General features: G+C 37.2%; 14 protein-coding genes. 4 read left to right on the top strand and 10 right to left on the bottom strand.

The annotated features are described in order from the left end of the window. Window positions 1-941 precede the first annotated feature (941 nt). Window positions 942-1625 carry a Crp/Fnr family transcriptional regulator gene (locus AWW72_RS16055; protein ID WP_062847995.1) on the bottom strand — a complete coding sequence of 228 codons (684 nt, stop codon included), beginning with the start codon at window positions 1623-1625 and terminating at the stop codon, window positions 942-944. Window positions 1626-2401: 776 nt separating this feature from the next. On the opposite strand from AWW72_RS16055, the gene AWW72_RS16065 reads away from it, so the two are divergent. After that, the gene (locus AWW72_RS16065; protein WP_062847997.1) at window positions 2402-2968 is read left to right on the top strand and encodes an HD domain-containing protein; all 567 of its coding nucleotides are present in this window, start codon (window positions 2402-2404) and stop codon (window positions 2966-2968) included. Between the two features lie 270 nt (window positions 2969-3238). Here AWW72_RS16065 and AWW72_RS16070 read toward each other — a convergent pair whose 3' ends face one another. After that, window positions 3239-3577 carry a hypothetical protein gene (locus AWW72_RS16070; RefSeq protein WP_062847998.1) on the bottom strand — a complete coding sequence of 113 codons (339 nt, stop codon included), beginning with the start codon at window positions 3575-3577 and terminating at the stop codon, window positions 3239-3241. A gap of 247 nt (window positions 3578-3824) precedes the next feature. On the opposite strand from AWW72_RS16070, the gene AWW72_RS16075 reads away from it, so the two are divergent. The 3 genes from AWW72_RS16075 (at window position 3825) to AWW72_RS16085 (ending at window position 5688) form a co-directional block, all read left to right on the top strand. Further along, complete coding sequence (locus AWW72_RS16075; protein WP_062847999.1) at window positions 3825-4394, top strand: nuclear transport factor 2 family protein; 570 nt, start codon at window positions 3825-3827, stop codon at window positions 4392-4394. A 93-nt stretch (window positions 4395-4487) separates the two neighbouring features. Beyond that, window positions 4488-4982, top strand: coding sequence for a chalcone isomerase family protein (locus tag AWW72_RS16080; protein WP_062848000.1), 495 nt, complete (start codon window positions 4488-4490; stop codon window positions 4980-4982). A 13-nt stretch (window positions 4983-4995) separates the two neighbouring features. Next, a complete protein-coding gene (locus tag AWW72_RS16085) occupies window positions 4996-5688 on the top strand; it encodes a response regulator transcription factor (RefSeq protein WP_062848001.1) in 693 nt (230 codons plus the stop codon). On the opposite strand, the gene AWW72_RS16090 is transcribed toward AWW72_RS16085, so the two are convergent. The 8 genes from AWW72_RS16090 to AWW72_RS16125 form a co-directional block, all read right to left on the bottom strand. Next, the gene (locus tag AWW72_RS16090) at window positions 5685-7010 is read right to left on the bottom strand and encodes a sensor histidine kinase (RefSeq protein ID WP_062848002.1); all 1326 of its coding nucleotides are present in this window, start codon (window positions 7008-7010) and stop codon (window positions 5685-5687) included. The genes AWW72_RS16085 and AWW72_RS16090 overlap by 4 nt on opposite strands. Before the next feature lie 29 nt (window positions 7011-7039). Continuing rightward, complete coding sequence (locus AWW72_RS16095; protein ID WP_062848003.1) at window positions 7040-8089, bottom strand: SAM-dependent methyltransferase; 1050 nt, start codon at window positions 8087-8089, stop codon at window positions 7040-7042. An 8-nt stretch (window positions 8090-8097) separates the two neighbouring features. Beyond that, on the bottom strand, window positions 8098-8877 hold the full coding sequence (locus AWW72_RS16100) for a DUF1295 domain-containing protein (RefSeq protein WP_032871817.1): 780 nt from the start codon (window positions 8875-8877) through the stop codon (window positions 8098-8100). A gap of 28 nt (window positions 8878-8905) precedes the next feature. Next, window positions 8906-10105 (bottom strand): SAM-dependent methyltransferase, encoded by a 1200-nt coding sequence (locus AWW72_RS16105; protein WP_062848004.1) that lies wholly within the window; start codon window positions 10103-10105, stop codon window positions 8906-8908. Then, a complete protein-coding gene (locus AWW72_RS16110; RefSeq protein WP_062848005.1) occupies window positions 10080-10895 on the bottom strand; it encodes a DUF1365 domain-containing protein in 816 nt (271 codons plus the stop codon). Before AWW72_RS16110 ends, AWW72_RS16105 begins: the two co-directional genes overlap by 26 nt. 10 nt (window positions 10896-10905) lie before the next feature. Continuing rightward, window positions 10906-12183, bottom strand: a complete 1278-nt coding sequence (locus tag AWW72_RS16115) for an NAD(P)/FAD-dependent oxidoreductase (protein WP_062848006.1) — start codon at window positions 12181-12183, stop codon at window positions 10906-10908. Then, window positions 12180-13169 carry an acyl-CoA desaturase gene (locus AWW72_RS16120; RefSeq protein WP_062848007.1) on the bottom strand — a complete coding sequence of 330 codons (990 nt, stop codon included), beginning with the start codon at window positions 13167-13169 and terminating at the stop codon, window positions 12180-12182. Before AWW72_RS16120 ends, AWW72_RS16115 begins: the two co-directional genes overlap by 4 nt. A 482-nt stretch (window positions 13170-13651) precedes the next feature. Continuing rightward, a complete protein-coding gene (locus AWW72_RS16125; RefSeq protein ID WP_062848008.1) occupies window positions 13652-14212 on the bottom strand; it encodes a lipocalin family protein in 561 nt (186 codons plus the stop codon). Window positions 14213-14332: the final 120 nt, after the last annotated feature.

Below are 14332 nucleotides of genomic sequence, written 5' to 3' on the forward strand. Positions count from 1 at the left end.
ATTATAAGGATTTATCGGCAAAATTATTTTATTAATTTATTTTAAACAATAATATCTATTTATTTTATACATCTTAACAACCACCTCTAGCTAAAAGTATAATTACAAGCTTTGACTAATATTCCTTTTTTTGATTAGATCTACTAGATAAGTACAGTTATATTATTTAAAATTTACAAATCTAATTAAAATTATTTTATTCTCTAAACTTTCTAGGAGTCACACCTTTAATCGACTTAAACCATTTTATAAAGGAATTAACTGTAAAGAAATAAAGCTTCCGAGAAATATCTTTTAATTTATAATTAGTATTTTTCAAACAATCAATCGCAAGGTCATCTCTTACTTCCTCCAATATTAAACTATATTTACTACCATTATCATGAAGTTTCCTAATTAAATTGATGAAGAAGCTCTTCCACCATACAAAGAATGGCGTAGAGGCAATAGACTCACTTACTATCATTGTGTTACTAGTATTAATGTTTACTAACATACTGAATAATCGTAAATATAGATCAACTAAAAGACCATAACTTTCTATCTATTAACTAATATAGTTAGATTGTTTACTAACCCAGTCGTCACAGCTCTTCACTTTTATTTTGACTATAGGTCGATGCCTTGCTTTTAACAAGCTCCTAAATATCAACAAACAAATAAGGAGGCAATCAACCTCCTCACCATCAGTTCAAATCTTGCACTGACTGCTTTAACGCTTTCTAGATATCCTGTAGGTCATGCGTTTGCTGCGGCTCTGATCTGGATTCACCCAAGTAGAACTCATTAACAATCTCCATACCCTCGTCACTGCACACTTTAAAATTAGCATTACCATAACCCTGCCTAAAAATATGATTTAAAACTTCTAAATAAAACCTTAAGTGTTAGTTATGCGTGTTATTAAGATTAGCTAAAATAATTATTTCTTATCAGACTAATTATAAAAAGTCTTTTGCTTCTATTTCAGAAAGATACTTTGTATTTAATATTCTTATTGTTTTGTTCTTGAAATGAATAATGTTTAATTCTGATAAGTCATTAAGTATACGATTTAGCTGTCTGGTCGAAATTCCTAATAAAGCAGCAATTGAGTCTCGTTTTTCCAAGTGAATAACGCTCCCCTCGGTTTCAGCCCTTACAGATAAATATTTACGAACTTTAGTTAATGCTGGAAGGGTTGCATTTGTTAAAAGTTGAGTTGAAGCATACAACTTTTTACTCAGTTGCATGCAGATAAAGCTAAGAAAAGCTGGATCGTTAAACGCATATTGCTCAATTTTACTGAGGGAGATCTCAAGAATATCCACTTTTGTAATCGCAGTTACCGTACTCACAGTACCTATATTGTTATCTAAAAAAAGCTCTAAATCACCAATCACGGAAAAAGCTCTTTCAATAGAGAATACAGCGCAACTCCCATTCTTTTGGTAATTTTCTACTTGCAACTTACCCATTACAAGTAAATACAGATGATTTAGCGAACCTCCTTGGGCCACTAAATACTCCCCTGGTCCTAATTGTTTTAATTGGAGGTTTTCAAGCAATATTGGAGAGAGATATCGAGATAAAGCAAACCTATCGATATAATTCTGCACTAACTCACGATTATTAACAGTCTTCATCTTTTATTACTCATCCTTTACAGCCATCTACGTTATAAAAAATCTATAGTAATATTTAAGGCTTACCCAAGATCTAAAAAACCACTATAAATAGTTGTTTAAATTAAATATTTACTCTTAAAATCATAAATTTTGCAAATAAACTAAAAAGGTCATCTGTCCTTTTTTGGATATAACTTACAGCATAAGCTATACAACACTGTTCGATAAGTAGGGTTGTATCAAAATTGGATATTTATGGCTTCGAATGATTGATTTTCGATGGAGCAATTGAAAATGACAGCGAAAAATCATCTAGACATTACGCTATGGATTTTCCCCTATCTGATACATAAACCAATAGGAGCGCTGGTGACTTGAATCAAAGCAAATCCATTTGAAAAGTATTTATTTAGCTTATTGACTTAATTTTTAACTCTGCATCACTAGAGGAATTTATGAAAATATTTAATCCACAAGAATTAGCTAAGATTGAGTCACAAGTCCATCTAGGTCCTATCAACTCCTATAATTCTAAGCAAATTTTACTTGATGTGAAACTAGAAAAATTTAACGATACTGTTATCGCTCCCAGTAAATGTAAATATCTAGAGATATTTCTAAGAAAAATAAAACCACCTTAATTTTTCACTATTGAACAACAATTTAATCCAATGAGAGATGATCTATTTGATCAGCCTAATCATCATAAAGTTATTAAAGTCTCTTTTTTTAATGGTTCTGTTTGCATCCTAAAAGATAAAGTTCTGTAGTTTTAATATAAATAGGAAAATTTAATGAATACTGACCTTATTGAAGGCCGTTTACTCTTCTTGAAAGAGGCTGAAAATCTAAAAAATATTATGCGCTCCTCGTACACGTCCAATGGCAGGAATGAGAGTACAGCTGAGCATACATGGAGACTCGCCTTATTAGCTCTTGTATTTGAAGATGAGTTAAAACATCTCGACTTTTCAAAAGTTTTAAAGATGTGTCTTATTCATGATTTAGGCGAGACAATCAATGGTGATATTCCTGCAACTGAAAAACAAAATCATCCTGGTAAAGAAGTCCAAGAACGTGAGGACATGCTATTACTTACCCAATCACTTGATGCTCCCCTTAGAAATACCTTGCTGAACTTATGGGAAGAATATGAATCAGGTCAAACGCAAGAAGCTATTGCAGTAAAGGCATTAGATAAACTAGAAACGATTTTACAGCATAATCAAGGAATGAATCCTGACGATTTTGATTATGAGTTTAATCTGGGGTATGGTGAAAAATATACAGATAAACACCCATTGTTTAAAAGTATTCGTATTCTGTTAGATGCTGAAACAAGGAAAAAGATTAATGGTTAGATATATCTAACACTTTCCACCTCCTTACCCACTGGTATTGCTTATTTAGAAACACCTTATGAAGTCTACAAGAACCTCAAATATATAGTTCAAATATCTGCCACTGAAGAACAAAAGGCCTTTAAGTTTTGAAATTAAAGGCAATTTTATATCAGATCGAACAATCCCGGATAATACTTTGGTTGAGATGGTATTAGTTGAATTCTATAAATAAATCACTATTTTATTTATAGAACATCTCAAATTTATCCAATTTTTTCCTTTATCGTTTTAACCTACTTTTATGTTTGCTTCACTTAAATAAACTTTCTTCGAAGTCTTATTCCATAAACAAAGTTCTTGACCCATTTTGTTTTTCATATGTGCCTGAGGATATTTCCCTTGAATCAACAGTGCAGAATATCTAACACGATCATCAAACAACATGACGTTGCTCACTGACTTTGCATTTTTAAGTTGACTGGCTTTTATACACGCCGCTTTGATTTCCTGATCATGCTTGTTCCATGCCTGCTCCGAGCTGGCAAAAGTCACACTTGTGATAACTGAACTTGCTATGAAACCGAAAACAGAAAGATATTTTAAAAATACACGATGCTTCACTGCCATGATCATTGTCCTATTAATTCGAGTATCTGGTTCTATACTGAAACAATATTATGAGAGAAGCCAGTAATTTATACATAGTGTAACGGCACATATGCAAGCTTACACATCTCGGTGGGTTACCCTCAATCATACCTAGATAAATATTATGATTTGCTGCATGAATGAACCTAATGCACAACCACGCATATTTCACAACATATTCACACTTCAGATTTTAAGCTATAAAAAAATGAAAAGGTTTGTGAATATGAAATTTCTAAGAGCCATAACCGTATCCACACTGACCCTATTATCCTTGGCTGCCTGTAAAAGTTTACCCAGCTACAGCGCTGACTATAATAAGGCCAATAAAGAAATTTTAGGCGTTGAATTAAATGATGAGCAAGCCCAGCTTATTGGTCGACGTTTTGTATCAGCATTCAATACCATGGGTACGGTTGCTTTTATCGAAAATGCCAGCCAACTCTATGCAGATCATCTGTACATTAATGATACGCTGTCGCAGTTCTCTACCAAAAAAGAATTGATCAAACATTTCGAAGGAATGAACGAACACGTCAGCAATGTCTCTGTCACATTAATAAGTGCAACGCACCAACAAGATTCTGCCTATATCCATTGGCATATGGTATATGACTTCAAAATGTTGGGGCGTAAAAAAACCATGTCTTCTTATGGTATTAGTCAAATTAAAATCGATGACAAGGACTTAATTGTCTTTCAACAAGATTATTGGGACCCCGCGAATGGCTTGTTCCGATCTCTACCTTATGTCGGGAATGCTTACGCTTTACTTTTACCCTTTAAGAAACCTTAAAAATCAAATAAATAAAACGTAATAGCACATAATTATACAAGCTTAAGTCTGTTGAATATGAAATATATAGCCTAGAAATCGTTGAGGTTGGAAATGCATAAACACTTAACAAAAGCTGGACTCGGCCTCTTCTGTTTTATCGCATCTTTAAGCCTGGTTCATGCAAATACGCAACTATGTCAAACGGCTCCCCTGCTGGTCACAGCAAAAAAGGTCGGTTCGGTAAGCTATTATGCCGATGATTGCCAGCAAAACTGGGAAACTCAAAATATTCGTTTAGATTTTTTCTATCAACGGGATATTCCTGAATGGGCATTCAAAAAAGCGGCCACTTACTTTCTAAGAAGGAATGTGGCCAATTTTTCAGATCAATCCGTATTAAATCAAATTACAATGCTGTATCAGCCCGTCAAAAAGGGAGATCTTTATTCATTGAATTATACGCAATCCAGCAGTACCATAAGCCTGCGTTTAAATCAAAAAAAATTAGGTTCGATCACTAATCCTCAGGTAAATCAATATTTTAAAATTTGGTTTGGTGATTCACCATTTAATGCTAAATTGAAACAACAATTACTTCATCAATAACTTGAATATAAATATGAGCAGTCAATTTGTCCTAATGGTGGAAGATCACTATGAACTTGCTGCCACCGTATGCGAGTTTTTAGAAGAGCATGGTTTTATTGTTGATCATGCCCGTAACTTGAATTCGGCAAGAAATTTTTTATTAGCCCAGCCTTATCATCTGCTATTACTGGATATTAATTTACCTGATGGCTCGGGCTATGATTTATGTGAATGGCTCAGAGCAGAAGGCAAAGATATGCCTATCCTTATGTTAACTGCACGGGATACGCTGAATGATAAGTTAAAAGGTTTTACTGCAGGCACCGATGACTATTTAGTTAAGCCTTTTGATTTCAATGAATTGGTGATGCGTATTCGTGCATTGATCAAACGTTCTCGTGGCGAGGTAACCACCACTAAATTCCAAATTCATGATCTGATTTTAGACAGCTCAACGCAGACCATAACCCGTGCAGGCCAAACAATTGACCTCCCCCGAATACAATTTAAATTACTTAAAATCTTGATGAGGAACTCGCCAAAAGTGATTACCAAACAAGAAATCATTATTGAGCTCTGGGGGGATGAAGAGCCTGAGAGTGATGCCTTACGCAGTCATATCTATAACCTTCGAAAAATGATCGATAAACCGTATCAGGAAAAACTGATTCATACCGTCTCGGGTGTAGGCTTAAAAATAGCTTTAGATACAGAGCCTAACTAATTCAGATAAACCACCACAATCAAACCTGTCGTTTTTTCTAGTTGCAGATCAGGATGCGTACTTAAATAGTATTGGCGGTCGAATAACTCAACTCTCCATCCCAACTGAGCACATAACTTCCGGACAAGCTGTAAACCGATACCGTGACCTTTGGGAGTGAGTTGGAGCTGTGAACTTAACTGTTGTACTTTAAGGTCATCAGGCATTGTGATGCCAATCCCGTTATCCGCGATAACCACACTGTTCTGACGTTGAATAATATGAATTTTCGTACCTTGCGAATAATTTAATGCATTACGCAGTATATTGCTCAGGACCATTTTCGTCATTGATGGATAGATCATCTTTGCAGGGTCTGGAGTCTCTATCTGAACACAGATCTCAATTTCCTGACTACGGTTAAAAGGCTCTAAATCGCTAACCAGATCCTGAATAAGAGGAGATAAAGGCAAATATTCGGCCATTAAGGTACTGGTGTTATTTCTTGCGATCGCCAATAAGGTATCGACCAGTAATTGCATATCTTCAATGGTATTGGCAATACGATCCAAAGCCTTGCTCTGCCCATAACGTGCCTGACAAAGCTGTACATTGCCTTTCAGAATGGTTAAAGGCGTGCGCAGTTCATGACTGACATCTCCGGTAAATTCCCTTTCCCTATTAATAAACTCGCTCAACACCTGATGATAGCGTTCAAGTGCCCGCTTTAAATACTCGGCTTCCAGATTGCCATTGGTATAGATGTCCTGAAACGGCGATGCTGCTGCATTTTGATGTGCCCAGTCAATATCCTCCAAGGCATTTGCCAAACGGGTAATGGGTGAGAAATACCGCTTGGCCCGGCGATTTGACCACCACAAAATACTGTACAGCACAATTAAGCTGAACATTAACGGGGCCAAACCAAACAGCCAGACGATCTTGTTGACATTACTTTCACCGAACACCAGTAATACGTGTTGTCCGTTACGTTCGCCGTAAACTGTCATCCTATTTTTTCCATCGACAAACACGCGATGGACGCCCTGCTCCAAATGCTGATTCCGGAAAGCAGGTGGAGGCATCTCGGTTTGCCACCGGTAACCATACAAATTTTTAGTATCCGGTAAATCAGCTTTCGGATTACGCTCAACGCGCATCCAATAGTGTTCCATCTCCTGCTCAAGGGCAGTTTTGAGTAAAGAACCTTTAATCACCCATGTACTACAGGCAATACCAATAATGATGGATAACGCAATCAGCCCAATTTGCAACCAATAATGGCGGTTAAACATCTCGCTCAGCGGATGATTATCCTCACCATTTTTATTCTGTCTAAACATAGGCTGATCTACTTGGTGTTGTTTTTAAATTATACGTTTTTCTTTTTAAACAGGAAGTGCCCCACAACCCACTCCTGCCCCTGCTCAAACCCAAACAGTTCAGCACATGCCATAAAGAAAATACGCCAACGTTGCCACCAGATCCCCGCTTCTTGAGCATAAACCTCATCAAAAATTGGTTTGAGCTGTTGCTCATGGCGATCCATGTTGTCTAACCAGGCATTGGCTGTTTTTTCATAATGTATGCCAGACCACTGCCAATGCTGTGCCAACTCCAGATGATCTTGAAAATGCAGGAAAGTAGAACTTGCAGGCATCAATCCGCCGGTAAAAAAGTAACGTGACATCCAGTCATATTCACTTTTTATTTCAAATGGATAATGCAGGAATCTATGACAGAAGATATGACACCACAACATACCATCAGCTTTTAGCCAAGATTGGATTTTCTCAAAAAGTCGTTGATAATTTCGAACATGTTCAAACATTTCAACTGAAACCACACGATCAAATGTCTGTGGTTTTAATTCAAGTACATTGACATCACAGGTCACGATCTCAACATTCCTGAGCCCACGCTTTGCGGCTTCAGACAAAATATAGTGTCGCTGAGTGCTGGAATTAGAAACTGCAGTGATGTGCGAGTCAGGATAGTGTTCTGCCATCCATAATGTAAACGAGCCCCAACCACAACCCAGTTCCAGAATATGTTGACCATTTTTCAGTTGTGCCCGCTCACTATAAATTTGTAGGGCAAGCGCTTCTGCCTCATCTAATGTGGTTTGGTCGTTTGCAAAAAAACATGCACTATACTTGAGATGCTTACCCAGTACGGCATGAAAAAATGCTGTCGGTAATTCATAGTGCTGTTCATTGGCCTTGTCTGTTTCAATGGCGATTGCGCTATGCTTGAGCATATACAATACATCTATATAGCGTTGAGCCCCTTGTTCAGGATCATAACGCCCTTCCTGAATCAGACGCTTTTTACTTAACGAGCGAATTGCAGCACGAATTGCCGGGTCTGGCACCAGACCACTTTCTACAAGTTTTAATGATTTTTGAATAATAAAGTCCATGTGCGTACCTACTCTTTGGGTTTCCACGGAATAAACATCGAAGTTCTTTTTTGATAATCGAGATAATTTTGTCCCCGATTTTTTAATGCCTGCTGTTCGCTGAATGGAATTCCAGTAATGTAATACAGAAAAAACCACATCAACACAGGATAAATCCATAAGCTATATAAGCCTGCTGCGATACCGATGACTGGATATGCAAACCAATGCAACCACTCAAAGAAATAATTTGGATGACGTGAGTAACGCCATAATCCCTGATCCATGGTTTTGCCACGATTCTGGATGTTTTGTTTAAACCGATAGAGTTGCTGGTCTGCAACCACTTCGCCAATAAATGCAAGCCCGATAATCAAACCGGCAATGATCAGATAATCTGTTGTTTCAGCTAACCAGATAGAACTGGGTACATTTAATAAACTCCACATGGGAACCGTAAATAATATGGCCAGACCCGCTTGAAAGATAAAGAAAGCAAGAAAACCTAAGTGCTGGAATTTACCCATGGCCTCACGCATATTGGCATAACGGCGATCTTCTTCCTGCTCCACGGCATAGCGACGAAACAAGTGTAGACTCAAACGCAAAAACCAGACAGAGCTGAAAACACCAATAAACCATCTGACCTGCGTCGGCGCGACCTCGATATACCAAGCCGTGATCACGATGTTGATGAAAATACAGAAGCTCCAGGCCACATCAACGATGCCTGCCCGACGATTATAGCTTGCCCAAAACCAGCAAATGGTCATCACGACGGCATCAAGTAAAAACAATTGCAACAACATCACTGCCTCCCTGATCTATCCAAAAGACTCAATAAGGGCTTGCTTCAAATAACAGGTGAACATCACTAATCACTCCCTCTTTGAATCCTCCCTCGCAATAACACAAATAAAAGTCCCACATGCGAATAAACGTCTCATCAAAACCTAAAGCAAGAACCTCTGCTCTTGCATTTAAAAAACGTTCCCGCCATTGATGAATGGTTTCTGCATAGCTGGATCCGATATCTTCAAGATGCTTCAATCTTAATTTCTGTTCTGAGGCGGCTTGTGTCAGGACACTGATGCTGGGAATAAAACTTCCAGGGAAAATATAACGTTTTATATAATCCACAGTCTGAAGTGCTTTTTTATAACGGGCATCTTCAATCGTAATGGCCTGAATCAGGCCTAGACCATGGGGTTTTAATAGTGATCGGCATTGACTGAAATAGGTTGGAAGATATTGCTCACCCACCGCTTCAATCATTTCAATTGATACCAGTTTGTCGAATTTACCCTGTAGTAAACGATAGTCTTTAAGCTGTACATCTACGCGATGACTTAAACCGGCATCGGCAATCCGTTGTTTCGCCTCCTCATACTGAGCCTGAGAAATCGTAATTGTGGTCACCCGACAACCATAGTGCTGGGCAGCATAAATCGCAAACCCTCCCCAGCCACTTCCGATTTCCACCAAGTGATCCATGGATTTTAATTGCAATTTTTGACAGATCAATTCTTTTTTATAATCAGATGCTTGCTCTAATGTCATGTTTGCTTGTTTATAGACGGCACTAGAATACATCATGGACGAGTCTAGAAAGAGCTTGAAAAAATCATTGCTGAGATCATAGTGCTCTGCAATGTTTTTACGACTGCCTGATAATGAATTTTTACGTGTTTTGTACCACGCTTTTAAAATCAGTTGGCTTGCTTGAGAAAGCATATTTTGATTAATTTTATCGAGAACATGACGGTTTCTCGATAAAATTTGGATCAGTTCAACTAAGTTTTCACTGCTCCAATATCCCTGAATATAACCCTCTGCCGCCCCAAGTACACCATTTTTAAAAATTAGATCAATGAGGGCTTTATTATGCACATCCACCGTTGCTTCTAAATCAGAAATTTCTCCTACCGTGCCATTCCACGCACCACGGAAATGAATTTGACCATGACGAAGTTTAAGTAAGCTGCGTAAAACCAATGGCAGTGAATCGTTTTCACCGAAAATAAGCGTTTTGATCATCTTGTTTTAAATCCTTATCTTTTTTAGGGTGCCGATAAAATGGAACTTTCTTTCGCCATAAATAAAATGCTTGTAAATAAATCGAAGCGAGCATTTTGAAAGGTTCAAAAACATAATGAACAGCATAACGATTGAGCTGTGAAGGAACTGTGATATTTTCTAATTCGAACAGCATCGTTGCATCAAAAATTAATTTTTGTGTTTGATAAAGCTGCATATGAATGACGTTTTGAGCATCAGAAAAGTTAAAACGCCATTTGTACTGAATATCCATCGGCATAAATGGAGAAACATGAAAACTTTTTTGAAATTCGAATTCTGCACCATGATACTCAGAATGGTGTTCTAACTTATCACGACAATCATGCACATAAACTTTGCGTTCTTTCCACGGCGTATTGGTGATCTCAGTTAAGATAAAAATAAGCTGTTTTTGACTATTAAAAATAAAATAAAACACAACCGAATTAAAACTGAAACCAAGCATTCGTGGTAAAGCCAATACACGAATTTCTGCTTGCATCGGCAAGACCGCATCAACTTGCTGCAATAAGATTTTTTTTATTCTTTGCCTTAAATTCCCTGTATAACCCTGCAAAAAATCATTTTCATCTACCTTTAGAAGATTCCAGTGTGCTGTTGAACATAACCATGAATCACTGAGTTTCGTTGTTATCTGATCTGGATCAAAATACAAATAGCTTAATGTGGCTTCAAATTGATGAGCCTTAGGTGTAAATCGGCGATGTCTAATTTTAGCTTTCGCAATCGCAAGTGGAGTTTCTAACATACTCAGCCCCCTATTCATCAGCCATAGTCATTAAATGTTCTACAGCACGTTCAGCACTTCTTGCCCCATCTTCATGAAATCCCCACCCCCAATACGCACCACAAAATGAACTACGATTTTGGCCATTTAATTCATACCAACGGGATTGGGCCTCAAGTGCAGTTTTATTAAATACGGGATGCCGATAATGTCTTTCAATATAAATCTTATCTTTGGCGATCGGTGTATTGGGATTAAGTGTAGAAAAAACCTGTGTTTTACAGTTCAAATTTTGCAAACTGTTCATCCAGTAGGTAAAGCCAAAGTGAACATTGTCAGTCAATGTCGATTGTTCATTTTGAGCTTGGGGAGTCACATGAACATGCCAGCTTGCCCACTGTGATCTAGATTTCGGCATAATCGATGTATCATGGTGTACTACCATACGATTATCTTGGTAATCAAAACTGCCTAAGACTTCACGCTCTATGTTTGAAGGCTCATCTAATAGTTTTAAAGTGTCGTCGGCATGACTTGCAAAAATCACCCAATCAAATTGCTCTTGCCCATGTGCTGTCACAATGGAAATATGATCTTTGCTTCTGATCACTTGTTTTACTTGATTTTTTTTCCAGATAATCGTTGGGCAATGATGCTGAATTGCATAGATGTAGGATATTGAGCCACCTTTAACAGTTTGCCACTGTGGTCGATCTTTTAATTGCAGCATACGGTGATGCTGAAAAAAACTTACCACGAACTTGTAGGGAATATTGCCTACTTGATCGACAGGGCTTGACCAAAGCGCTCCACACATTGGATACAGATGTTCATCTCTAAACACCTGAGAATATCCATGATGATTTAAATACTCGTCAATGGTTAATTCAGGATGACTTTCTTCAACTGAAACATCTTTATTTTCTTTATAAAAGCGAAGTAAATCCGACAGCATCACCCGAAAGTTTTTATTTAAAAAGTTTTGTGGTCTAACCAATAATGACCATTTTTTTGAAGGATTATATTGCAGTCCTGTCACTTGGTTATTCACTGAAAAACTCATGTCACTGCTTTGCGCTTGCACACCTAATTCAGCAAGCATTGCGCTAAAGAGTGGATAGTTATACGTATTGAAGACAATAAATCCACTGTCTACACTTACATTTTTCTGATCAATACTAAGTTCATGGGTATCGGTATGCCCACCAAAATAGTCCTGCTTTTCAAAAATGGTCACATGATGCATTTTTGAAAGTTTCCAAGCAGCATACATTCCAGAGATACCAGAGCCAACAATTGCAATTTTCATGACGACTCCTTGGTTTGAGTTTTGGTTAGGTTCATTTTAAGATTTTGTTTTTGGCTGTTATAAGCAGCGTAAATACGTTGTGGCACAGGTTTTATTCCCCAGATTAAACCCAGCCAAGACATTGCTTTTAAAACATAATAGGTGATATCAATTTGCCACCAGAAAAAACCTTGACGCGTACTACCTGCATAATAATGATGATTGTTATGCCATCCCTCACCTAATGTTATAATTGAAAGAAGAAGATTGTTACGACTATTATCCGTAGTATCGAAATCTCTGCTTCCGTATAAATGGGCAAGTGAGTTAATACATAAAGTCGCATGAATCAATAGCACGGTTGAAACAACAAAACCCCAAACCAATAGTTGCAGCCCCGAAGTGCCTAAACTCGGGTAAGCAACAGCGAGCCATTCTCCAAATACGTATATAGAAAAGGCGGTCATTAGGACAATCGGTAAACTAAAGCGATCTAACCAGATGATTTCAGGAAATTTTAACCAGTCTTTGATGACATGTTTGCGCGTCGAAAAGTTCTGTTCATTCAAAAACCACCCAATATGGCTGTACCAGAAACCATGGGTAGATGAATGAGGGTCTTGTTCTGTATCGGTAAAATGATGGTGATACCTATGATGTGCAGCCCACCAGAGTGGACCACGTTGCGCACTCATTGTTCCTATAAGCAGAAAAACAAATTGTACTGGCCGTGAGGTTTGAAATGTTTTATGGGATAAATAACGATGGAAAAAGGCGGTAATTGCAAACATTCTGATCACATAAAATATGATCATAAAAATAATTGCAAACCATGAAACGCCTACCCAGAACACAGCAAAACATGCAATGTGCAGTAAAATAAATGGAACAATTCTCAACCATTGGACTTGAGTATCTTTAATGCTTTTAGGGTCATCAACTGGATTTGATCCAAGCGAATTTCTATTTGACCAACTATCTATCCATCCCAGAAAAAATTTAAACATTGATTCTTCCTGACTACCTCATTTTTATAATTATCATTTTAGAAAATTCGATATGAATTTTATGTGAAGCTTGGCCGACCACTCCCATTTTAATACAAAATCATTAAAAAACATAGATTTACATTTGATTAATGCGCACTATTCTTAAGATATTCAACTACGCTAAAGCTTTTACCTGAATAGTTTTTGGTAATCGCTCGAATGATTAATATTTGTGAGCTAGACATACAATCCTATAAAAGAATTATATGTCTCGATAGCAATTCAACTAAAACCTTAAATGAATTGTGATTGATAGGTTGTTAAACGCAAATTTATCAAAAGTGCATAACTCTCCTAAAAACTCTCAATTAATTCCAGAAAATCATTCCAAGCTTACGAAAGTCTTTACAACCTATGCAATCAATAGATTTCAAAAGTCTAATAAATAACATTGAAAATTAAGTTGAATAAAAAACTAGTCCAGTTCAACTATTTACCACTTATTGTTTCTGTGGAGTGCGAACCAGCTTAGAAACATCATATCCATAATCGCGGGCAGTTTGCACATACGATTGGTACGTTGCTGCATCCAGATTCGGATCTCTTGATAAGATCCATAGGTACTTATGAGATGGCCCCCCTACCAATGCAACACGGTAGTTAGAATCAACTCTTAGAATCCAATAATCTCCTTTGGTGAACGGAATCCATCGTAATCCAGAAGGCAAGAAGCTAACTTTTAGCATACTATTCCCTTCATTTTGGGGATAACCGACTCCTTCAGAACTAATAGTTTCTCCTGTTTTTGTACGACAACTATTAATTACAGCAATAGTTTCATCAGGGTTGATCGAATAATTGGCTGTAGTATCACTCACACATTTTCGCTGAAAATACATCGGAAAGTGTGCTATTTCATACCACTTGCCGACATACTTATCGACCTCAATCTTATCCACTGCTTTAGGAATTTGGATTTCTGCATGCGTTGCAAAAGAGCCTAAAAAACCTAAAGAAGTAATCAAACCTGAAAAAATCATTGTTCGTTTAATAAGCTGCATACATATCACCTTTAACTTTTATAATATTTTAAGTTAATAGATGCTGATGTGAATAAACTGTGAAATTAATATCTTCAATACAAAAAGAATAAAATATAGATACGTCCTACATATCTGAAT

The organism is Acinetobacter sp. NRRL B-65365 (assembly GCF_001605865.1).
Taxonomy (GTDB): domain Bacteria; phylum Pseudomonadota; class Gammaproteobacteria; order Pseudomonadales; family Moraxellaceae; genus Acinetobacter; species Acinetobacter vivianii.